The sequence below is a fragment of the Phyllobacterium sp. genome, assembly GCF_037994405.1.
GTDB lineage: Bacteria > Pseudomonadota > Alphaproteobacteria > Rhizobiales > Rhizobiaceae > Phyllobacterium.
Genome location: NZ_JBBNAN010000475.1, coordinates 1 through 22787 on the forward strand (window position 1 = coordinate 1; position 22787 = coordinate 22787).

Annotated in this window: 22 protein-coding genes; 17 read left to right on the top strand and 5 right to left on the bottom strand. The window is 56.4% G+C overall.

Annotation, left to right across the window (positions count from 1 at the left end):
* The first annotated feature begins 2 nt into the window (after positions 1 to 2).
* The 4 genes from AAAC48_RS26255 (at position 3) to AAAC48_RS26270 (ending at position 4863) form a co-directional block, all read left to right on the top strand.
* Positions 3 to 860, top strand: coding sequence for a pirin family protein (locus tag AAAC48_RS26255; RefSeq protein ID WP_340657015.1), 858 nt, complete (start codon positions 3 to 5; stop codon positions 858 to 860).
* Between the two features lie 94 nt (positions 861 to 954).
* On the top strand, positions 955 to 2874 hold the full coding sequence (gene dxs / locus AAAC48_RS26260; protein ID WP_340657016.1) for a 1-deoxy-D-xylulose-5-phosphate synthase: 1920 nt from the start codon (positions 955 to 957) through the stop codon (positions 2872 to 2874).
* 8 nt (positions 2875 to 2882) lie between these two features.
* Positions 2883 to 3620: a TlyA family RNA methyltransferase gene (locus AAAC48_RS26265; RefSeq protein WP_340657017.1), complete on the top strand. Its 738-nt coding sequence runs from the start codon at positions 2883 to 2885 to the stop codon at positions 3618 to 3620.
* 10 nt (positions 3621 to 3630) lie between these two features.
* A complete protein-coding gene (locus AAAC48_RS26270) occupies positions 3631 to 4863 on the top strand; it encodes a class I SAM-dependent RNA methyltransferase (RefSeq protein ID WP_340657018.1) in 1233 nt (410 codons plus the stop codon).
* Between the two features lie 283 nt (positions 4864 to 5146).
* On the opposite strand, the gene tldD is transcribed toward AAAC48_RS26270, so the two are convergent.
* Together tldD and AAAC48_RS26280 are read right to left on the bottom strand one after the other, a co-directional pair.
* Entirely contained in the window at positions 5147 to 6559 is a 1413-nt protein-coding gene (gene tldD / locus AAAC48_RS26275) for a metalloprotease TldD (protein WP_340657019.1), read from the bottom strand.
* Between the two features lie 310 nt (positions 6560 to 6869).
* The gene (locus AAAC48_RS26280) at positions 6870 to 7337 is read right to left on the bottom strand and encodes an invasion associated locus B family protein (protein WP_340657056.1); all 468 of its coding nucleotides are present in this window, start codon (positions 7335 to 7337) and stop codon (positions 6870 to 6872) included.
* A 432-nt stretch (positions 7338 to 7769) separates the two neighbouring features.
* Between AAAC48_RS26280 and coxB the strand changes: the two genes are divergently transcribed.
* The 12 genes from coxB to rnhA all read left to right on the top strand — a co-directional run bounded on the left by coxB (position 7770) and on the right by rnhA (position 17700).
* The gene (gene coxB, locus AAAC48_RS26285; protein WP_340657057.1) at positions 7770 to 8618 is read left to right on the top strand and encodes a cytochrome c oxidase subunit II; all 849 of its coding nucleotides are present in this window, start codon (positions 7770 to 7772) and stop codon (positions 8616 to 8618) included.
* A gap of 38 nt (positions 8619 to 8656) precedes the next feature.
* Positions 8657 to 10309, top strand: a complete 1653-nt coding sequence (gene ctaD / locus AAAC48_RS26290; RefSeq protein WP_340657020.1) for a cytochrome c oxidase subunit I — start codon at positions 8657 to 8659, stop codon at positions 10307 to 10309.
* 86 nt (positions 10310 to 10395) lie between these two features.
* Positions 10396 to 11340, top strand: coding sequence for a heme o synthase (gene cyoE / locus AAAC48_RS26295; protein WP_340657021.1), 945 nt, complete (start codon positions 10396 to 10398; stop codon positions 11338 to 11340).
* A 1-nt stretch (position 11341) separates the two neighbouring features.
* Positions 11342 to 11497, top strand: coding sequence for a hypothetical protein (locus AAAC48_RS26300; protein ID WP_340657022.1), 156 nt, complete (start codon positions 11342 to 11344; stop codon positions 11495 to 11497).
* 8 nt (positions 11498 to 11505) lie between these two features.
* Positions 11506 to 12132 carry a cytochrome c oxidase assembly protein gene (locus tag AAAC48_RS26305; protein WP_340657023.1) on the top strand — a complete coding sequence of 209 codons (627 nt, stop codon included), beginning with the start codon at positions 11506 to 11508 and terminating at the stop codon, positions 12130 to 12132.
* A gap of 57 nt (positions 12133 to 12189) precedes the next feature.
* Positions 12190 to 13068, top strand: coding sequence for a cytochrome c oxidase subunit 3 (locus AAAC48_RS26310; RefSeq protein ID WP_340657024.1), 879 nt, complete (start codon positions 12190 to 12192; stop codon positions 13066 to 13068).
* Positions 13069 to 13217: 149 nt separating this feature from the next.
* Complete coding sequence (locus tag AAAC48_RS26315; protein ID WP_340657058.1) at positions 13218 to 13661, top strand: L,D-transpeptidase family protein; 444 nt, start codon at positions 13218 to 13220, stop codon at positions 13659 to 13661.
* Between the two features lie 12 nt (positions 13662 to 13673).
* Positions 13674 to 14069, top strand: a complete 396-nt coding sequence (locus tag AAAC48_RS26320) for a DUF983 domain-containing protein (protein WP_340657025.1) — start codon at positions 13674 to 13676, stop codon at positions 14067 to 14069.
* Complete coding sequence (locus tag AAAC48_RS26325) at positions 14062 to 14862, top strand: SURF1 family protein (RefSeq protein WP_340657026.1); 801 nt, start codon at positions 14062 to 14064, stop codon at positions 14860 to 14862. The genes AAAC48_RS26320 and AAAC48_RS26325 overlap by 8 nt, the downstream gene beginning before the upstream one ends.
* 50 nt (positions 14863 to 14912) lie before the next feature.
* Positions 14913 to 15914 (top strand): 4-hydroxy-3-methylbut-2-enyl diphosphate reductase, encoded by a 1002-nt coding sequence (ispH, locus tag AAAC48_RS26330; protein ID WP_340657027.1) that lies wholly within the window; start codon positions 14913 to 14915, stop codon positions 15912 to 15914.
* A gap of 353 nt (positions 15915 to 16267) precedes the next feature.
* On the top strand, positions 16268 to 17248 hold the full coding sequence (locus tag AAAC48_RS26335) for a homoserine kinase (RefSeq protein ID WP_340657028.1): 981 nt from the start codon (positions 16268 to 16270) through the stop codon (positions 17246 to 17248).
* Positions 17245 to 17700 carry a ribonuclease HI gene (rnhA, locus tag AAAC48_RS26340; protein ID WP_340657029.1) on the top strand — a complete coding sequence of 152 codons (456 nt, stop codon included), beginning with the start codon at positions 17245 to 17247 and terminating at the stop codon, positions 17698 to 17700. The genes AAAC48_RS26335 and rnhA overlap by 4 nt, the downstream gene beginning before the upstream one ends.
* Positions 17701 to 17736: 36 nt before the next feature.
* Here the strand turns inward: rnhA and AAAC48_RS26345 are convergent, their stop codons facing one another.
* Together AAAC48_RS26345 and AAAC48_RS26350 are read right to left on the bottom strand one after the other, a co-directional pair.
* Positions 17737 to 18222, bottom strand: coding sequence for a peroxiredoxin (locus AAAC48_RS26345; RefSeq protein WP_340657030.1), 486 nt, complete (start codon positions 18220 to 18222; stop codon positions 17737 to 17739).
* 80 nt (positions 18223 to 18302) lie between these two features.
* Entirely contained in the window at positions 18303 to 19160 is an 858-nt protein-coding gene (locus tag AAAC48_RS26350; protein WP_340657031.1) for a protein-disulfide reductase DsbD domain-containing protein, read from the bottom strand.
* Positions 19161 to 19274: 114 nt separating this feature from the next.
* On the opposite strand from AAAC48_RS26350, the gene AAAC48_RS26355 reads away from it, so the two are divergent.
* On the top strand, positions 19275 to 19877 hold the full coding sequence (locus tag AAAC48_RS26355) for a YqgE/AlgH family protein (RefSeq protein WP_340657032.1): 603 nt from the start codon (positions 19275 to 19277) through the stop codon (positions 19875 to 19877).
* Positions 19878 to 19891: 14 nt separating this feature from the next.
* Here AAAC48_RS26355 and AAAC48_RS26360 read toward each other — a convergent pair whose 3' ends face one another.
* Positions 19892 to 22771, bottom strand: a complete 2880-nt coding sequence (locus AAAC48_RS26360) for an EAL domain-containing protein (protein WP_340657033.1) — start codon at positions 22769 to 22771, stop codon at positions 19892 to 19894.
* Between the last annotated feature and the right edge of the window lie 16 nt (positions 22772 to 22787).

Consider the following 22787-nt stretch of genomic DNA (forward strand, 5'->3'; position numbering starts at 1 on the left):
CGCTGATCATCCCGCGCACCAGCGATATTGGCGGGCTAGAGGTGCGCCGCGCCTTGCCGAGCGCCAAGCGTCGTCTCGTTGGACCTTTCATCTTCTTCGACCGGATGGGCCCGGCGATCCTTCGCCCGACCGATGCTCTCGACGTGCGGCCACATCCGCATATTGGCCTTTCCACCGTAACCTACCTCTTTGACGGAAACATACGCCATCGCGACAGCCTGGGGACAGAGATGGTCATCAGGCCCGGCGACGTCAATCTGATGACGGCCGGCCGCGGCATCGTGCACTCGGAACGCTCGCCGGAAGAACTGCGCACGCAACCCTTGCCGATCTCAGGCTTGCAAACCTGGCTTGCTCTGCCGGATCATCTGGAGGAAATCGACCCAGCCTTTGCCAATACCGCAGTGGGTGAACTGCCCATTTTGCGCGAAAACGGCATGGAAGCGCGCGTCGTCATGGGCAAGTTCCATGGCGCCAGTTCCGCAGTGAAGCAACATGCGGAGACGCTTTACGTCGACATCCGGCTGCAGCCCGGAAGTCACATTCAGATACCAGCCAATGCCGCCGAAGAGCGGGCCATCTACACGCTGGATGGTTCGGTGCAAGTTGCCGGCGAAACTTTCCCGGCAGACCGTCTTTTGGTGTTCCGCGCGGGCGACGAAATCATCATCCATGCACCGGAAGGCGCGCATTTCATGCTGTTTGGCGGTGCTACTCTGCCCTCAAAGCGCTATATCTGGTGGAATTTCGTCTCCTCATCGAAAGAGCGGATCGAGCAGGCGAAAGAGGAATGGCGTTCCGGGCGGTTTGATATCGTGCCTGGCGACGAGGAAGAATTCATACCCTTGCCCGAAAATTGACTTGGGAGCGGACGAACGTCTGCTTCTTGCTGGTTTGACTGTTTTCCTTTAGGGACGGCTGGCTAGAATTGAGCTTGGAACTGGAACCTGCGCTTTGGCCAAGAATTTTGAAACACCGCTGCTTGATCGCGTGAAAATCCCTTCGGATTTGCGCCAATTGCCGGAAGCCGACCTGCCGCAGCTGGCGCAGGAGTTGCGGACCGAACTGATCGACGCGGTTTCGACCACCGGTGGACATCTTGGCGCGGGACTTGGCGTTGTCGAACTGACCGTTGCGCTCCATCACGTCTTCGATACCCCGCATGATCGTATTATCTGGGACGTTGGCCACCAGGCCTATCCACACAAGATCCTGACCGGACGGCGTGATCGCATCCGCACCCTGCGCCAGGAGGGTGGTCTGTCCGGTTTCACCAAGCGCAGCGAGAGCGAATACGATCCGTTCGGCGCCGCCCATTCCTCAACCTCAATTTCCGCTGGTCTCGGCATGGCAGTGGCGAGCGATCTTTCCGGCACAAAGCGCAATGTTATCTCCATAATCGGCGATGGCGCGATGTCGGCAGGCATGGCCTACGAGGCGATGAACAATGCCGGTGCGCTCGATGCAAGGCTGATCGTCATTCTCAACGACAACGACATGTCGATTGCCCCGCCGACCGGGGCGATGAGTGCCTATCTGGCGCGTCTCGTTTCAGGACGTGCCTATCGCTCGTTTCGTGAGACCGCCAAACAGCTTGCAAAGAAATTGCCGAAATTCCTGCAGGAAAAAGCGCGGCTTTCGGAAGAGTATGCGCGCGGCTTCTGGACCGGCGGTACCATGTTCGAGGAACTTGGCTTCTATTACGTCGGACCGATTGACGGGCACAATCTCGACCACCTTTTGCCAGTGCTCAAGAATGTCCGGGATACGATGGACGGACCGGTCTTGATCCACGTCGTCACGCAGAAGGGCAAGGGCTATGCCCCTGCCGAGGCGGCCGCAGACAAATATCATGGTGTCAACAAATTCGACGTGATCACCGGCGCGCAGGCCAGGCCACCAGCGAATGCGCCGAGCTATACGAAGGTTTTTGCCACCAGCCTGATTGAGGAAGCCCGGCACGACGACAGGATTGTTGCAGTCACCGCGGCGATGCCGGGTGGCACCGGCCTTGACCTTTTCGGCGAGGTTTTTCCGAAGCGAACCTTTGATGTCGGTATCGCCGAGCAGCATGCAGTGACTTTCGCAGCGGGTCTGGCAAGCGAGGGCTTCAAGCCATTCGCCGCGATCTATTCGACATTCCTGCAGCGCGGCTACGATCAGGTCGTGCATGATGTATCACTGCAGAATCTGCCTGTGCGCTTTCCGATTGACCGGGCAGGGCTGGTGGGCGCCGACGGGGCGACCCATGCTGGATCATTCGACACCGGTTTTCTAGCCGCATTGCCGGGCTTCGTCGTCATGGCTGCCTCGGATGAGGCGGAGTTGCGCCATATGGTACGTACGGCAGCCGAGTATGATGATGGTCCGATATCGTTTCGGTACCCTCGCGGCGACGGTGTCGGTGTCGATCTGCCGGAACGCGGACAGTTTTTGCAGATAGGCAAGGGCCGGATTGTCCGCGAAGGCTCAAAGGTGGCTCTGCTGTCCTTTGGCACACGGCTGCAGGAATGCCTGGCGGCAGCGGAAGAACTCGACGCTGCAGGCCTCTCCACGACAGTTGCCGATGCGCGGTTTGCCAAACCGCTGGACGAGGATCTGATCCGCCGTCTGGCCCGTGAACACGAGGTGCTTGTCACCGTGGAGGAGGGCGCGATCGGCGGCTTCGCTTCGCATGTGCTGCATTTCCTCAGCCGGGATGGCCTTCTCGACAATGGCCTTCGTGTCCGCACGCTGACCTTGCCGGATGTTTATCTGGATCATGCCAAGCCGGAAACCATGTATGCGCGCTCCGGGCTCGACGGCGCAGGTATCGTGCAAGCGGTCTTTGGCGCGCTTGGCCGCGACCATATCGTTGCGCCGGCCCGCGCGTAGATAGCCGCATGCGCCTCGATCAGCTTCTGGTTGAAAGGGGTCTGTTTGCCAGCCGGTCGCGGGCGCGCGATGCCATTGTGCGCGGCACGGTTCAAGTGGATGGGGTCGTCGTAACAAAGCCGGGTGCAACGATCTCGGAAAATACCGTGATCACTGTCGATGACCCGGCAAGTGCCTATGTCTCGCGTGCCGCGTTGAAACTTATTGCAGGCCTCGATCATTTCGCAATCGATGTCAAAGGAAGCACCGCTCTCGATATTGGCGCATCAACGGGTGGCTTCACCCAGGTTTTGCTCGACCGTGGTGCGGATCACGTCGTCGCCGTTGATGTCGGGTATGGTCAATTGCACGACTCGTTGAGAGCTGATCTACGGGTCAGCAACCTTGAAACATTGAATGCGCGTGAGTTGACGCGCGATCACCTGGCTGGCCGCAGGGTGGATCTGGTCGTGTCCGATGTCAGCTTCATTTCGCTGAAACTTGCGTTGCCGCCGGCGCTGGATCTGGCAGAGCCGGGGAGTCATTGTGTGCTTCTGGTAAAGCCGCAATTCGAGGCTGGTCGTGAGGCGATCGGCAAGGGTGGTATTTTGCGGGATCCCAAGGATGGCGAACGCGTTGCAAATGATCTAAGGAACTGGCTGGATGGATTACCGGGCTGGGAAGCCCTCGGGCTTTGCCCTTCGCCTATTGAGGGCGGCGATGGCAACCGTGAATTTCTTCTGGCCGGCCTGAAAAGCAAAGATTGAAAAGAAACGATTGATGAGTACGCGCGTAACGATTGAACGAATGGGCGCTGGCGGCGACGGCATTGCCATCACTTCAGCAGGAAGCGCCTATGTGCCGTTCTCGTTGCCTGGCGAGGTTGCCAATGTCGCATTGGAACATGGCCGCGCCACACTCATGGCCCTGCTTGAGCCCTCACCACAGCGCATTGCCCCCGCTTGCCGGCATTTTGAGGAATGCGGCGGGTGCGCGCTGCAACATTGGCAGGACAGCGCCTATCAGGTTTGGAAACGGTCGCTTGTCCAGGATGCGCTGGCGGGCAGGGGGCTTGCGTTCACGCTTGATCCTCTTGTGCCATGCGCTCCGCGGACGCGCCGGCGAGCGGTATTTGCCGTGCGCACCAGCGAGCATGGTGCGGTACTCGGATTCAACAGGCATTTGAGCCACGAACTCATCGATATCTCGGAATGCCCCGTAACCGTTCCCGAAATCGTCTCGCGCCTTGATGATCTTCGCGATCTCGTTGCCGTGGTCGGCGGCGGGATGAAACCGTTCAGATTGACGGTGACGTCAACGGCCTCCGGTCTTGATCTTATGGTGTCCGGATGTGCAGCGCCGGATGCCGCCAAACGCCAGGCGCTGACCGCATTGGTTCTCAAGAAAGATTTTGCTCGCCTGAGTTTCGAAGGCGAGATCATTGTTGAGCCGAGGAAGCCTGTCATTAGCTTCGGCAAGGTGCCGGTATTTCTTCCCGCTGGCGGGTTCCTTCAGGCGACCGTTCATGCTGAAGAAGCCATGTCAGCGCTCGTGACAACACATCTGGCCAAAGCCAAGAAGACAATCGACCTTTTCAGTGGCTCCGGAACCTTTGCACTGAGGATAGCGGAGAAATCAGCCGTTCATGCCGTTGAGGGGGATCAGGCTGCAATTGCAGCACTCGATCGCAGCGTGCGTTACGTGCAGGGTCTGAAGCCAGTCACAGTCGAGCGGCGCGATCTGTTTCGCCGACCATTCCTGGCACGAGAACTGACCCCGTTCACCGGTCTGGTTTTTGATCCGCCGCGGGCGGGTGCGGAAGCACAGGCAATCGAAATCGCCAAGTCATCGATATCGAAGGTTGTGGCCGTCTCGTGCAATCCGGTCACGTTGGGGCGCGACCTGAGCATTCTCGTCAAGGGCGGCTACAAGATTGACCGTGTTGTTCCGATCGACCAATTTCTCTGGTCGGCGCATGTCGAAGCGGTGGCCTTGCTCAGCAAGAAGTAGGCCGAAGCGGCTAGAGCAAATTCCGACCAAATCGACGCGTTCTACCGGAGGGAATTCGTGGACAAGGTCAAGGGGTTTGGCCCGAATTCACCCGGCCCACTGGTCGAACCAGCGGGTTTGAAAGCTGGTTGGTTTGCTTTGGCAAACCAATGGGTTTCCGGCTGGCGGACACCCACTTTGTCAGGCGGCTTCGTCCGATGAGCCACATCGGCCTTGCCACCTTCCGCGAGGATTGTCTCGCCATCCGGGAAACAGAACTGCGTCGATTTGGTCGGAAATTGCTCTAGACTGCCGTCCCGCCAACGGTCATCTGATCCATGCGCAGATGCGGCTGGCCGACACCGACCGGTACCCATTGACCACCCTTGCCGCAATTGCCAATGCCAGTATCAAGCTGCAGGTCATTGCCGATCATGGAAATGCGTTGCATCGCATCCGGACCGTTGCCGATCAACATTGCGCCCTTGACCGGAGCGCCAAGCTTGCCGTTCTCGATCATATAAGCCTCGGTACAACCGAAGACGAACTTCCCGGAGGTAATGTCCACCTGACCACCGCCGAAGGAAACGGCATAAATGCCCTTCTTGACCGACGCGATGATTTCCTCGGGCGTCTTATCGCCGCCCAGCATATAGGTATTGGTCATGCGCGGCATCGGAGCATGTGCGTAGGATTCGCGGCGTCCGTTTCCCGTCGGCTCCATGCCCATCAGGCGGGCATTCTGCCGATCCTGCATATAACCCACCAGAATGCCGTCATCTATCAGCACTGTCTTGTTGGTGGGCATGCCTTCGTCATCTACGGTCAGGGAACCGCGCCGTTCTGAGATCGTGCCGTCATCAACGACGGTCACGCCTTTCGAGGCGACTTTCTGGCCCAGCAGTCCTGCAAAGGCGGATGTCTTCTTTCGGTTGAAATCGCCTTCGAGCCCGTGTCCGACGGCCTCGTGCAGCATCACGCCGGGCCAGCCGCTGGAAAGCACGATGTCGAACGTGCCAGCTGGCGCCGGAATCGCTTCCAGATTGACAAGGGCCTGACGCAGCGCTTCGTCAGCAGCATATTGCCATTTATCTGCTGCGATGAATTCGCCAAATCCTTTACGTCCACCGGCGCCGTATGTGCCGCTTTCCTGCCGGTCGCCATTACCGACGACCACCGAAACATTGAGTCGAACCATCGGGCGAACATCTCGGACGAAATGGCCGTCGGCGCGCAGGATTTCCACCTGCTGCCAGGAAGCAGCGAGAGAAACGGAAACTTGGCGTACCTTGGGCTCCTTCCCGCGCAGATAGGCGTCAATCTCCTGGAGGAGTTTCACCTTCGCTTCGAAACTTGGCGAGCCTAGCGGATTCTCATCGCTGTAAAGACTGCGATTCGTTCCGGGCGGTGCTGCGGTATAAGTCCCGCCGTGACCTGTCCTGACCGCCGAAGCCGCATCGGATGCCCGCTTGAGCGCACCTAGCGACAATTCGCCGGCATGGGCATAGCCAACCGCTTCGTCAGCAACCGCGCGCAGGCCAAAGCCTTGGTCCTGGCTGAAAGAACCGTTTTTCAATCGACCATTGTCAAAGGCAAGCCCTTCCGATTCCCTGTATTCGATGAAAAGCTCACCATCATCGGCACCATCAAGACTTTGCTTGACGGTCTCGAGGATCTTTTCGCGTGGGGCGTCAAAACTGTCGATGAGGCTTTTCATAATAGACGATCCGGTTCAATTTGCATGAACCGGATGTAGGCCTTCGATCGGCTCACGACAACAGCAATCTTGAATGAACTTAGAGCATCGGACGATAAATAAGACGACGTTCTGTTTCTCCGATGGCAAGACAATCCACGCGGAAGGTGGCAAGGCCGATATCCGACGCTGCCTGACACAGTGGGTGTCGGCCAGCCGGAAACCCGAAGGGTCGGGTGAATTCGGGCCAAATCCATCAAGCTTTAGCATCGTCCGATGGAAAGACATCGGCCTCGCCAAACCCCTTGACCTTTTCCACGAATTCCCTGCTCTAGGGGAGGGCGTCGAAACCTTCGCCAAATCCATTGAGTTCGACCGGAATGCCGATGCCTTCCTCCGGTGTCTGAAAGACGATGAATGTTGCGGCCTTGCCGGTCTTGAGCGTCTGGACGAGCTGATCTTCCAGGATGACCTCAGCGTAGCAACCGTCTTCGAAGCAACGCACGAAATAGGCGCGGCCAATATCCTTGCCATCAACGTTCAGACCAAGGCCGTTCGGCAAAAGAACGCCAAGCGGGGCGAGGACACGCAGGATCTTGGCCTTGTTGTCAGCTGTTTTCAGCACGACGACGGAAAGCCCCATTTCCGGGCGATCTGCAGCGACCACGTTCTGGATCAGCGCGCATTGCTCTGATTTTGCACCGGCCGGCGTATCGCAAAGGATCGACCATGCGCCATGGGTCGATTTGACGGTGCCGCTTTGTTGAGCTGCCATTGCAGCTCCCGCAAGGGCAGTCATGGACAGGGTGAGCAGACCAACGGCGATGCTACGTAGCGCGAAAAAGGACATGTAGGCTCCAAAACGAATCATCCAGACGTTAAACCGCCACGCCCCGGATGAAAAGAATGCCGCTCAAACACTCCCCAGCATACAGCGGCTCGGTAATGTGTGGTGTAATGCAAAAATGGCCGGATTGTGTGCCAACCCATGCCGTACGCAGCAAAATCACCGCGAATGAGAAAAAACATGCCTCAATGTATATACCTGTCGTCGAGAAGAGAGAAGCTGCGCGCAAAAATGCCGCATGAGATCACGTTCGCCTTCCTTGCGATGTAAGCTAATGTGTGGTTTGAACGCGGCATATGCCCGGGCCTTTTCTACGCCCGGCCTTAACGTATGGAATCAAAGCTTCATTCGGGAGATTTCTAGGTGAAGAAGAATATTGTCACGCTGATGGGTGTCCTGAGTGGCCTGTTGAGTGCCGGATCTGCCTACGCTGCACAGCCGGAGCCTTGGCAGATGACGTTCCAGCCCGCTGCTTCCGCTATCATGGAGCAGATCGTCTGGTTTGAACGCTACACATTGTGGTTCATCATCCCGATCACCCTCTTTGTGATGGTCCTTTTGGCCTGGGTCATGATTCGCTATCGTGCCAGTGCCAATCCGGTTCCCTCCAAGACCAGCCACAATACGGCTGTTGAAATTGTCTGGACGGTTGGCCCAGTCGTTATTCTTCTCTTCCTTGCGATCCCATCGTTCCAGCTTCTGACAGCCCAGTATTCGCCCGAAGATCCCAAGATGACCATCAAAGCGACTGGCTATCAGTGGTATTGGGGATACGAGTATCAAGTCGGCGATGCGCCAGTATCTTTTGATTCGGTCCTGCTGAAAGATGCAGACCGTGCGGCCGCGGGCAAGGAAGACCGCAAGGCCTATCCGCGGTTGCTGGCTGTTGACAATGAAATGGTTGTGCCAGTGAACACGACGGTTCGTCTATTGGTTACGGGCGCCGATGTGATCCATTCGTTCTCCATGCCGGCTTTCGGCGTGAAGATGGATGCCGTCACCGGCCGCAGCAACGAGACCTGGTTCAAGGCGGAGAAGGAAGGCATGTATTATGGTCAGTGCTCGCAGATTTGCGGCAAGGATCATGCTTTCATGCCGATTGCGATCCATGTGGTTTCGCAAGAACAGTATGACACGTGGTTCGCCGCTGCCGGAAAAGATCTTCCGGGCGCATACAAGGCGTTGACCGCAAAAATCGACACAGACAAGAACGTAAACGTCGCCGGCAACTAAGCCGGTTGACGCGAATATTCAGGAACGGGAGCACTTTGATGGCAGGTTCTGCAGCTCACGAAGCCCATGACGCGCATAAGCCAACAGGCTGGACGCGCTGGGTCAATTCGACAAACCACAAGGATATCGGCACGCTGTATTTGATCTTCGCGATCACGGCCGGAATAATTGGTGGTTGTCTTTCGATCGCCATGCGCGCCGAGCTGCAGCAGCCCGGCATCCAGATTTTCCATGGCCTTGCATCGATGGTTTACGGTTTCGAGGGTGACGCAGCCATCGATGCCGGCAAGCAGATGTACAATGTGTTCTCGACCGCGCATGGTCTCATCATGATCTTCTTCATGGTCATGCCTGCACTGATCGGCGGTTTCGCGAACTGGATGGTGCCGATCATGATCGGCGCGCCGGACATGGCGTTTCCTCGCATGAATAACATTTCGTTCTGGCTGCTCCCGCCAGCGCTCCTTCTCTTGATTCTTTCGATGTTCGTGCCAGGCCCTGCCGGCGGCTTCGGGACGGGCGGCGGCTGGACGATCTATCCGCCTTACTCGACCTCTGGTCAGCCAGGTCCAGCGATGGATTTTGCCATCCTTTCGCTGCACCTTGCAGGTGCTTCATCGATCCTCGGTGCAATCAACTTCATCACCACGATCTTCAACATGCGTGCTCCTGGCATGACGCTGCACAAGATGCCGCTGTTTGCCTGGTCTGTGCTGATCACTGCTTTCCTGCTGCTTCTGGCTCTGCCAGTTCTGGCTGGCGGCATCACCATGCTTCTGACAGATCGTAACTTCGGAACAACGTTCTTCTCGCCGGAAGGCGGCGGTGATCCGCTCCTGTTCCAGCATCTGTTCTGGTTCTTCGGGCACCCGGAAGTGTACATCATGATCCTGCCGGCTTTTGGCATCATCAGTCACATTGTCTCGACCTTCTCCAAGAAGCCGATTTTCGGCTACCTCGGAATGGCCTATGCCATGGTCGCCATTGGCGTGGTCGGGTTCATCGTCTGGGCTCACCACATGTACACTGTTGGTCTGTCGCTCGATACGCAGCGTTACTTCGTCTTCGCGACGATGGTCATCGCCGTGCCAACAGGCGTGAAGATCTTCTCCTGGATTGCCACGATGTGGGGCGGCTCCATTGAGTTCAAGCCGCCTATGGTCTGGGCAATCGGGTTCATCTTCCTGTTCACGGTTGGTGGTGTGACAGGTGTTCAGCTTGCCAATGCCGGTCTCGACCGCGCGATGCATGACACCTACTACGTTATTGCGCACTTCCACTACGTGCTGTCGCTTGGGGCAGTGTTTGGTATCTTCGCGGGCTGGTACTACTGGTTCCCGAAAATGACCGGCTACATGTACAACCACACCATTGCGCATACCCACTTCTGGGTCATGTTCATCGGCGTCAACCTGGTGTTCTTCCCGCAGCACTTCCTCGGACTTGCCGGCATGCCCCGCCGTTACATCGACTATCCGGATGCATTCGCAGGCTGGAACGAAGTATCGTCCATCGGATCCTACATTTCCGGCGTTGCGGTCCTGATCTTCCTGTTTGGCGTCTTCGAAGCATTTGCCAAGAAGCGCGAAGCTGGTGCCAATCCGTGGGGTGCAGGTGCAACAACGCTCGAATGGCAGCTGTCGTCACCGCCGCCCTTCCATCAGTGGGAACAGCTCCCACGCATCAAGTAAGCCAAGTGATGTCCGGGCCGTTGGAACCAGTGGCCCGGACATCCTCTGAGACTTTGATACCGCCTGAAAACGACAAGATTGAACGAATGGCATTGATTGAGAAAAACGCGAACCTGAATACGAGCGTTGGCTTATCCGAAGCCAACGCATCGGATTATATCGCGTTGCTCAAACCGCGCGTTATGTCGCTGGTTGTGTTTACCGGCTTCGTCGGTCTGATGGCAGCCCCAGGCCAGATCAATCCGGTCCTTGCCGCTATAGCCATCTTGTGCATCGCCGTCGGTGCAGGCGCGTCCGGCGCGCTCAACATGTGGTACGATGCCGACATCGATGCCATCATGAAGCGCACGGCCAAGCGGCCAATTCCTGCGGGAAGGATCTCGCGCGAAGAAGTTCTGACGTTTGGCCTGCTGCTCTCTGCATTTTCGGTCGTGACACTCGGTCTCTTCGTAAACCTTTTGTCTGCCTTCCTGCTGGCTTTCACCATTTTCTTCTATGCTGTCGTCTACACGATGTGGTTGAAGCGTTCGACGCCACAGAACATCGTAATTGGTGGTGCGGCAGGTGCATTCCCACCCATGATTGGTTGGGTCGCCGTAACCAATTCGATCAGCATGGAAAGCATTGTGCTTTTCCTGATCATCTTTCTGTGGACTCCGCCGCATTTCTGGGCCCTTTCGCTTTTCATGTCGGATGACTATGAAAAGGCCAAGATCCCGATGATGCCGAATGTCATGGGTGAGGCATCGACGAAGTTCCAGATCTTTTTATACACGGTCCTCGTGGCGCCTGTTGCAGTCCTGCCGTGGGTCATGGGCTTTGCCGGCCCTGTCTATGGCGTGTTTTCGACCGCGATGGGTGCTGCTTTCCTCGGATATGCCTGGGCCGTTTGGCGTGCGCCTGTCGGTGACGCCATGATGAAACCGGCGAAGAAGATGTTCGCATTTTCGATCTTCTATCTCTTCAGCCTTTATGCCGTGCTTCTCGGCGAAATTCTCGTGCGCAAAGCACTCTTGGTGGCAGGTGCCTGATATGAGCAACGATCGTGTAACACTCACGGACAAGCAGAAGCGCGCGCGGCGAAGCCGCTCGATTGCGCTGGCACTGGCGCTGGCTGCTTTCGTCATCGTCGTGTACGTCGGTACCTGGGCAAAGCTTGGTGCCAACGTACTCATCCGGCCGATGTGAGCAGACAAATGGTTGAATTTAACGATCAGACCACTGAGAACACCGCCACACCGAAGCGCAAGGTTTCGGATCGCACTATCGCGATATCCTGCCTTGCATTCTTCTTCGGCATGGTGGGAATGGCCTTCGCCGCCGTCCCGCTCTACGCGATGTTCTGTCAGGTGACCGGTTACGGCGGAACAACCCAGCGCGTCGAGCAGATGTCGGATACGATTCTCGACAAGAAGATCACTGTCCGTTTTGATGCCAATACATCCGGTGGTTTGCCTTGGCATTTTGAACCTGTCCAGCGCGAAGTGACGATGAATATCGGCGAGACCAAGCTGATCAAGTACGAAGCCAAGAATATGGCTGACACGGCAACGGCGGGCCGCGCTGCGTTTAATGTGACGCCGCAGGCTGCGGGTGCGTATTTCAACAAGGTCGAGTGCTTCTGCTTCACCGATACAGTCCTGAAGCCTGGTCAAGACCTGGAGATGCCGGTGGTGTTCTTCGTTGACCCGGATATCGTCAATGCGCCCGAGTTGAAGGGCGTTAACACCATTACATTGTCCTACACATTCTTCCCGATCGCGATGCCAGCACCACTTGCTGCCAATACCGAAATGAAGAATGACAAATCGGGACAGCTTTAAACTGCGCTGGCTAAATGCCGGTGTCTAAACCAATGAACAGACCTTGCGGGGGTTAGAATGGCCGAAACGCACCAGAAGAACCACGACTACCACATCATTGACCCAAGTCCCTGGCCATTCCTTGGCTCAGTAGGCGCGTTTGTCCTTGCCGTCGGCGGTATTGCGTTCATGCGCTATCACAGTGGCGGTGAGTTGGTGCTGTTCAAGGCCAACCTCACCAGCCCGTGGATATTCCTCGTCGGCTTGGTAATCATCCTCTACACGATGTATGGCTGGTGGTCCGACACGATCAAGGAAAGCAAGGAAGGCCATCATACCCGCGTGGTTTCCCTGCATTTGCGCTATGGCATGATCATGTTCATTGCCTCCGAGGTGATGTTCTTCGTTGCCTGGTTCTGGGCCTTCTTCGATGCCAGTTTGTTTCCGGGCGAAGTCGAGCAGGTTGCCCGGACGGCATTTACAGGAGGTGTATGGCCGCCGAAGGGCATCGAGGTTCTCGATGCGCTGCACCTGCCGCTTTACAACACAGTCATCCTGCTGCTCTCCGGAACAACGGTCACCTGGGCACATCATGCGCTGTTGCATCATGATCGCAGGGGCCTCATCACCGGTCTTACGCTCACAGTTCTGCTTGGTATGCTATTTACCAGCGTTCAGGCCTACGAGTACGTCCACGCACCTTTCGCGTTCAAGGATTCCATCTACGGCGCAACGTTCTTCATGGCGACCGGCTTCCATGGCTTCCACGTCATCATCGGCACGATCTTCCTGGCGGTTTGCCTGCTTCGCTCGATCCGCGGCGATTTTACTCCGAAGAAGCATTTCGGTTTCGAAGCTGCAGCTTGGTACTGGCACTTCGTTGACGTGGTCTGGTTGTTCCTGTTCTTCTCGATCTACGTGTGGGCATCTTGGGGCGCTCCGATCGCCGTTGAATAATTGACCAACGCTGAAATCCCGGAGGGCGGTCGTGGAAAAACGGCCGCCCTCTTTTTTTGAGCACAATCCTGCGTAATCCGTTGGTGATGACCAAACTGAAACTATGCCGCGCCTTCTTCCCTGCCGTGATTTCGTCGCTTCTTTCTACGATGGCCCATGCGGCTGATGAGAAGGTGGATCGGGTACGTGTCGCGAAGTCGCAGCGCCGGATGCAGCTTTTGGCTGGTGAAACAGTCGTCAAGGAATACAAGATCGCGCTTGGTGCGCGACCAATCGGTCACAAGCGCTGGGAGGGTGATGAGCGTACGCCGGAAGGACGTTATGTGCTCGATTGGCGCAACGCGAAAAGCATGGCATACAAGTCGATCCACATTTCCTATCCCAACGCGCAGGATGCGGCAACGGCGAAGTCCATGGGTGTCCCGCCAGGTGGTGCGATCATGATTCATGGCGCGGCGAATGGCTACGGCTGGTGGGGATGGGTGCTTCAACTTATCGACTGGACAGACGGTTGCATTGCCGTCACTAATCGGGAGATGGATGAAATCTGGACGCTTGTTCAAGATGGAACGCCGATCGAGATCAACCCCTGAGTGCGCAAGACAATGAATGAAGACACAGCCCTGTATCCGCCGGTGGACCCAATCACTGCGGGCGTGAAGGCGCGGTGCCCCCGGTGCGGGCAAGGGAAATTGTTTGATGGCTTCCTGCGACCGGCCGACCGTTGCTCCAGTTGCGGGCTCGATTATTCGTTCATCGATACCGGTGAAGGCCCTGCCGTACTGGTCATGCTTTTGATCGGCTTTATCGTCGTCGGCCTTGCCCTCTGGATGGAAGTCACCCTCGATCCACCACTCTGGCTGCACTTCATCCTGTGGATACCGCTGGCGCTCGTGCTTTGCCTGTCGGCATTGCGTTGGATGAAGGGCGTTCTTATCGCGCTCCAATACAAGCACAAGGCTGCCGAAGGACGGCTCGATTCTCCAACTACCCATGAATGATTTTTCCAAGCCCGCAAGGCGCCAGAGGTTTCCCTGGATTACACTGATCCTTGGCATGATAGTCTTCGCCGTTCTGATTGCGCTTGGAACATGGCAGGTCGAGCGCCTGCACTGGAAAGAGGGGCTACTGGCGGAGATTGAAGCTAGAACCCATGCAGGACCGGCGACGCTGACCGAGACGGAAAAGATCTGGGCTGACCAAAAGGACGTAGACTATAGACCTGTGACGGTTACCGGTCGTCTTTCGAATGACAGGGAGCGGCATTACTTCGCCACCTATGACGGCTATTCGGGATTCTATATCTATACGCCACTGCTGCTTGATGATGGCCGAGCGGTTTTCGTCAATCGCGGCTTTGTTCCCTATGACAAGAAGAACTCGGTCACGCGGCCGGAAGGCCAGGTCGAGGGACAAGTGACCATTAGCGGACTTGCGCGCAATCCGCTCGCTGCCAAACCATCGTCGATTGTGCCCAACAATGACCTGGTGACCAATATCTACTATTGGAAAGATCTGCCGACAATGGCTGGACAATCCGGCATCGAAGAGGACAAGCTTGTGCCCTTCTTCATCGATGCCGACAAGACGCCCAATCCAGGTGGTCTGCCTGTTGGCGGCGTGACGATCATCGATCTGCCAAACAGCCATCTCCAATATGCGGTCACCTGGTATGGCCTGGCTGCAACCTTGGTCGCAATTATGGGAGTCTCGCTTTGGCGGAGGTATAAGCTGCCTCCCTCAAGAGACCTGGAAATCGGCCAATCCGGGCCTTCGGACTTGACTTCCCGCTGATTGCCGCCCAATTCCAGGAAATACCCAATGCTTGTGCGAGAGACGACACGATGGCCGACAAGAAACCACTGACAATCCGCCTGTGCGGACCGCGCGGGTTTTGCGCCGGTGTAGATCGGGCCATTCAGATCGTCGTTCTGGCGCTGAAGAAATATGGAGCGCCGGTCTATGTGCGCCATGAGATCGTGCACAACCGCTACGTCGTAGAGGGCCTCCAGGCGCGTGGCGCGGTCTTCGTTGAAGAACTGGAAGAAATTCCGGCAGAGCATCGCGATCAACCCGTTGTCTTCTCGGCGCACGGTGTGCCGAAATCGGTTCCTGCAGACGCCGAGAACAAGAACCTGTTCTATCTCGATGCGACGTGCCCTCTCGTTTCGAAGGTGCATAAGCAAGCGATGCGGCACCAGAGGCTTGGCAGGCACGTCATCCTCGTCGGTCATTCCGGCCATCCGGAAGTGATCGGCACCATGGGTCAGCTGCCGGAGGGCGCGGTTACGCTTATCGAGACCATCGAGGATGCGGAAGCGTACATGCCTGAAGATCCGGACAACCTTGGCTTTGTAACGCAGACGACGCTTTCAGTGGATGATACTGCGGGTATTATCGCAACCTTGCAGCGGCGGTTTCCCGCACTGACGGCGCCCGCCGCCGAATCCATCTGTTATGCCACCACAAACCGCCAGGATGCGGTGAAAGCCGCTGCCCCGGGTTGCGATCTGTTCCTTGTCGTCGGTGCACCGAATTCTTCGAACTCCAAGCGATTGGTGGAGGTCGCCGAACGATCCGGCGCTGCCCAATCCCTGCTGGTGCAACGTGCTTCTGACATTGACTGGAACCTCATTGGTGACATCGAGGTGGTGGGATTGTCCGCGGGTGCCTCGGCCCCGGAAATCATTGTCGATGAAATCATCCAGTCCTTTTCGGAGCGCTATTCCGTGTCAATCGAGCTAGCGGAGACGACCATTGAAACTGAAAACTTCCACGTCATGCGCGATCTGCGCGATATGGAACTGACAAGCGGCGACATGGCCTTCGTCAACGGAAGCCGCTAAGAGCCCTTTCTGGCCATATCGGCCTATTCTGACGGAGGCGTGTTGTGACAAGATCAAGCAAAGAGACGAAGACCCGCACTCTGCGTGCGGGCGAGTGGTTTTGCGCTGATATTGGTGCAACAGGCCCCGTCCCACTGGTCGAACAGCATTTCTCTCGAAATGCGAATTCGACCAGCGGGTTTGAAAGCTTGCTCGTTTACAAAGCAAACCAACGGCTGGGTTTCCGGCTGGCGGACACTCACTTTGTCAGGCGGCTTCGTCTGATGAACCACATCGGCCTTGCCACCTTGCGCGTGGATTGTCTCGCCATCCGAGAAACAGAATACGGCCAATATGGCCGGAAAGGGCTCTGAATGGCCGTCTATACCGATATCAACGAAATTGACCTCGCGCATTTCCTCAAGGATTATGATATCGGCGAATTGCTCTCCTACAAGGGCATTGCCGAAGGCGTCGAAAATTCCAACTATCTACTGCATACGAGCACTGCTTCGTTCATCTTGACGCTCTATGAGAAGCGGGTAAACAGCAACGATCTGCCGTTCTTCCTCGGCCTCATGCACCATCTGGCCGCGAAGGGGATAAATTGTCCTTTGCCCGTGACCCAGAAATCTGGTTCCAGCATTGGAGAACTTGCCGGACGGCCGGCTGCGATTGTAACGTTTCTCGAAGGCATGTGGATGCGCCGCCCGACGGTACAGCATTGCTACGCCCTTGGTGAGGCGCTAGCGCGCATGCATGTCGCGGGCGAGGATTTCCCTATGCGCCGCCGTAATGCGCTGTCGGTGGACGGTTGGAGGCCATTGTGGAACAATTCCAAGGCTGGCGCGGACCGGGTCGAGCCGGGTCTGGCAAAGGAAACGGAGACGGATCTCGCGTTCTTTGAAGCGAATTGGCCATCGCATTTGCCACACGGCGTCATTCATGCCGATCTGTTTCCGGACAATGTCTTCTTTCTCGGAAGCGAGCTTTCAGGCCTGATCGATTTCTATTTCGCCTGCACGGACCTGCTCGCCTATGACGTTGCTGTTTGTCTCAATGCCTGGTGCTTTGAAAAGGACCACTCGTTCAATCTCACCAAGGGCACGGCATTACTTCGCGGCTACAACTCCGTTCGTCCGTTGTCGGCGGAAGAAGCCGCCAGCTTGCCGATCCTTGCGCGCGGCTCCGCTCTACGGTTCATGCTGACGCGGCTCTATGACTGGCTAAATACACCGGAAGGCAGCCTCGTCGTCAAAAAGGACCCGATGGAATATGTCCGCCGAATGCGGTTTCACCGCCAGATCAAATCGGCCGAAGAGTATGGGCTTGTCCTGGAAGGGCAGAAGTCGTGAAGGAAATTCAGGCTTTCACCGACGGAGCATGTTCCGGCAATCCAGGGCCTGGCGGCTGGGGTGCAGTATTGCGCTGGAACGGCAATGAAAAGGAACTTTCGGGCGGCGAGGCAGATACGACCAATAATCGCATGGAGTTGATGGCGGCCATCGCTGCTCTGAATGCCCTCAAGGAACCCTGCCGGGTCGATCTATATACCGACTCTGTTTATGTCCGTGACGGCATTTCGGGCTGGATCGACGGCTGGAAGCGCAATGGCTGGAAGACGGCGGCCAAGAAGCCTGTGAAGAATGCCGAGCTTTGGCAGGCATTGGATGAGGCGCGCAAACGCCACCAGGTTGTTTGGCATTGGGTCAAGGGACATGCCGGTCATCCTGAAAATGAACGCGCCGATGAACTGGCGCGGGCCGGTATGGCTCCATTCAAACGAAAGTCATTCTCGAAAAGCTAAAAAAGGCCGGTATACCGACCTTTCTTCTGTGACTTTCTAGAGCTGCTCAAGAATAGTCGCGGCGCTCGATGTCACGGCCTGGCCGGGCGACTCTTCGATATTGAGCTGCTTTATGACACCGTCTTCAACCAGCATGGAGTAGCGCTTTGAGCGAATGCCCATGTTGCCGGCACCCAGGTCTATGTCCAGACCGACGGCCTTGGTGAATGTGGCATTGCCATCAGAGAGATACTGGATCTTGCCCTCTCCGTTGGTCGCTTTGGCCCAGGCACCCATCACATGCGGATCGTTGACCGCAACGACGGCGATCGAATCGACGCCCTTTGCCAGAATGGCATCGCGGTTTTCAAGATAGCCCGGCAAATGATTCATGCTGCACGTCGGCGTAAATGCACCGGGAACAGCGAAGAGAACGACTTTCTTGCCCTTGAACAATGCGTCGGAGCGCACTTCACTGACACCATCATCGGATTTGGTCTTGAAAATAGCATCCGGCAAACGCTCGCCTACCTTGATTGTCATGAATTGGCTCCTTGGGGTATTAAGATTTGCGACCTACCGCAGATAGGATGCGCGCTTTGAAAAGTCGAGCACTTTGATCCCTATTCCTGCAAGTCGACGGTGCCGGATACTGCTTTGGGCCCCTGGACAAGCGTGTATTTAAGCGGAACTTGTTTCTTATCCTTGCCCGAGATGATCGGGACTGAAAAAGTAGCGCTTTTTGCCTCGCGGCTTTTCAATTTGGACATGCCGAGTGTAGTGACCCCATCGCCGGCAACGAAAATATCGGGTTCAGGATCATCGGCCGGCAGATCAACCGTCACCCTAACATGGTCATCCTTGCGAACGGCAGACCGGGCGCCGAAAGTGGCGGAGGCTTCTCCTGGCAATTGCTCGAACGCTTTGGCTATCAGCGTTTTGGTGAGCTGATCGGAAGGCGTATTGTCGATGGAAATGTCGAACTCTGCCGTCACCGGAATGCATATCGTCTCGCAAATCCCAAGAAAGGCGTGACCTTTCAGATGGGCGGGCTTCGCAGGGTCGGTGAGGGTAAGTGTCACCGGCAGGGCTATCGGTCTCTTGTAACCGGCCCAATGGGTGTTACCGTCGTCGAAACGATGCGGCGTTGGAAAGGAAAGCGTATAGCTCTTGATATTCACACTTTCCGCCAGGTCAAGCTCCGGCGGCACACCTGCATCGCCAGGCTCGCGCCAATAGGTCTTCCAACCTGGATCGAGGTTGATTTGAATGGCGCCACGGACTTCCGGTGAGTGTTGGACAGGGTTGTCGATAATGAGCCGGACGCTGCCGCCCGGCGTTTTGGTCCAATCCGAACTAGCAGCATTCGCCGGGGCTGCAATAGGCAGGAGGGCAATAAGTAAAAGCAATTTTGTTTTCATTTTGCAACCATTGCAGTCCTTTTGGGCTCTATCAAGGATAGGCCTGATTTTGCCCATCATTTCTGTGTGAGGACCGGCCGGCCGGCCAAAATTTCAAGGAATTGGGCTGGTCCCGGTTACAATTCGTTACCAGAGGCCGTTGTCATTTGCTGAATCCTTGATACCCTTATTCTTATGGAAATTTTCAGAGACGCCAACAAAGAGACCGGTTTTCTGAATGGACAATTCCTTCTCGCTATGCCGGGAATGGAGGACAGTCGATTTGCGCGTTCGGTTATCTATGTTTGTGCGCATTCTGAAAAGGGCGCTATGGGTCTCATTATCAACCGCGTCCAGGATATGGAATTTACGGACATTCTGGTTCAGCTCGGCGTTCTTGACGAGCAACAGGCGATCATGATGCCAGAACGAACTCGCGATTTTTTAGTGCGCAACGGCGGACCCGTAGAGATGCGGCGTGGCTTTGTCCTGCATTCCGATGACTATCTCACCGATTCAACGATGCCGGTTGCCGAAGAAATTTGCCTGACGGGAACAGTCGATATCTTGCGCGCTATTTCCGGTGGCCGCGGGCCGCGCAAGGCGTTGATGACCTTGGGCTATTCCGGGTGGGCGGCTGGCCAGCTTGAAAACGAGATTGCCAACAATGGTTGGCTTACCTGCCAGGCACCGCACGAAATGCTGTTCGATACGGATATCGAAAGCAAATACGAGCGCATTCTCGCCTATATGGGGGTAGACCCCTCACGGTTAGCAAGTATCGCCGGCCACGCCTGACAATCCTGAAAAGCTTACGACGCCTTTGATTGCTGGAACTGCTCCCGCAACAGTTTTGTTGCTACGTCCAATGTGAGCGGCGGGCTGAACATGAAACTTTGCGCATACTCGCATCCCATCTGGCGCAACTGGAGTGCATCGCTCTCATTCTCGATGCCCTCAGTCACCACAGAAAGACCGAGGTCGTGCGCCATGCTGATCATGGAGCGGAGGAGCGTCACCTTTTGCGGCTGATCCGCCTTCAGGAACGATCGGTCGATCTTGATCATGTCGAACGGGAAAGAGGTCAAGTACGACAGCGAGGAGTAGCCTGTACCGAAGTCATCGAGTGATACACCGACACCCATCGCTTTGATGCTGGAAAGCACATATGCGGACCGCTCTGGGTTTTCCATCATCAAGGATTCAGTGAGTTCCAGCTTGAGACTGTTGGGCTCGATCTGTGTTTGCAGCAGGACGGATCTGACATCGTCGATCAGGTCCTGCCGGATCAACTGGCTGCTCGAAATGTTGACCGAGACGAAGAGGGGGGAAGCGCCAAGATTATGCTGCCAGTTGACCAGATCTTCCGCAGCCTTCTGCATCGCAAACAGGCCGAGTTGGACAATGAGGCCCGAACTCTCGGCGATCGGTATAAACTCTGATGGCGGAATAGAACCGCGGCGCGGATGATCCCACCGCATCAAGGCTTCAAAACCGGCAATGCTGTTGTCATCCAGACGCACGATTGGCTGGTAGACCATATGAATTTCATGCCTTTCGAGCGCGCGGCGCAGATCCGATTCAAGCTGGAGCCTGTCGCTGCCTACCGCACGGAAGGCCGGGCGGAACGGCTCGATACGATCGCCGCCGAACCGTTTAGCCTGGAACATGGCAAGCTCAGCGTCCTTCACCAGATCTTCCGGCGAAGCGGCACTCCCGCTCGTCCAGGTGATCAGGCCGAGCGAAGCAGTCAGGACGATTTCACGTTTGGCAAAGGCAATCGGCGCGCGGATAGCCTGCTTTACCGCATCCGCAAATGCGGCGATCTTGGCCGGTTCGCTCTCCGACACAAGGATCAGTCCGAATTGATCGGCAGATAGTCGGCTGAGTGTGTCTTGGGGCCGTAAGAGACGGTGCAAACGGCGCGAGATCGTCAGCAAGAACGTGTCGCCGGCAGACATGCCGAGGCCATCATTGACCTGTTTGAACCGATCGATGTCGATGATGAATACGGTCGGCCGGATCTTGCTCTCGGTCTGGGCCATCGTAATGACCGAGCCCAGGCGATCAAGGAACAATTCACGATTAGGCAGCCCGGTCAGATTGTCATGAACCGCATCGTGCAACAGACGCTCTTCCGCCTTCTTCTGCTCGGTGACATCGATGAGCGTGCCTACGCAACGTACGATCTCGCCGTCAGAACCAATAACGGGACGAGCCTTCAATGAATACCAATAGTAATGACCATCATTGGCGCGCAGGCGGAATGTCTGCGAAATGCGACCCCGCCGGTTCTCAAGGATAACATCCAGCGTCGTGCGGAAACGATCGCGATCATCTGCATGCAGCGACGGCAGCCAGTTGCGCACAGCGCCGTGCAGGGAACTGGCCGACGCTCCAAGGAAATTGGTGAGATCCGGCGTGGTAACGACGCGGTCGCGTGGTACATCCCAATCCCAGACAATGTCGCCTGAACCGATGATGGCAAGGGCCTGCCGCTCTACATCGGAGAACAAACCCTGCTGGAGTGCGCCGCCGGAGAAGGCGTGCTGCATCACAGTAAAGCCGATCAACAGGACGATTAGAACGAGGCCACCGGCAAGCGCAGGTTGAATGATGTCGTTAGCGAGAATACCGGAAACGGTCAGCCAGCTTCCCAACAGCCAGACGAGCAGCAGAATCCAGGTGGGTATAAGCATGATCGCCCGGTCATAGCTGCGGAATGAGAAAAAGCCGATCAGCACGGTACCGGAAACAACGGTAAGGGCGAATGAGAAGCGAGCGATACCGGCGGCGATTGGCGGGTCGAAAATGGCAACGCCCGAAACGATGCCAAGACCAAGAATCCACGTCAGCGCGCCATAGCTGAAATTGTCATGCCATCGGTTGAGATTGAGATAGGTGAACAGGAAGATGACCAGCGTCGCCGCAAGGGCGACTTCGGTACCCGCTCGCCACATCTGTTCATTGCCGGGTGTTATTTCGATAAGCTTGTTCCAGAAACCGAAATCAACGCAGATATAGGCCAGCACAGCCCACGCCAATGCGGCCGTCGCCGGGAAGAGCGAGGTTCCCTTGACGACGAAGAGGATGGTCAGGAACAGGGCAAGCAGACCTGCGATGCCCAGAAGAATACCGCGGTAGAGGGTGTAAGAGTTGACCGTATCCTTGTAGGCGTTCGGCTCCCACACATAGACCTGGGGCAAATTGGGTGAGGCGAGTTCCGCGACAAGAGTGATGACCGAGCCGGGATTGAGTGTAATCAGGAAGATATCGGCATCTTCGCTGGCCTGCCGGTCCAGAGCAAAGCCCTCGCTGGGTGTAATGGACGTTATGCGAGTTGAGCCAAGATCCGGCCAGATAAAACCCGAGCCGACAAGCCGGAAATGTGGCGCGACGATCAGCCTGTCAATCTGCTCATCGGTCGGATTGGCGAGTGAAAACGCCGCCCAGTCGCCGGTCGAGCGTTTGTCATTTGCTTGCACCTCGATACGCCGCACAATGCCATCTGTACCCGGTGCGGTTGAAATCTGAAACGTCTCACCCTGGTTCTTGTAGACCTCAACCGCCTTCGAAAGGTCGAGCGCTGTACTCTCCTTGGTGATCTTGATTGTTTCGAAGGCGTTTGCTGCCGGTTGTACGGACAATACAAAAAAAAGCAGGACAAAAATCCGTAATAAGCCTTTCAGCATGTGTCCCGTCAAAAAT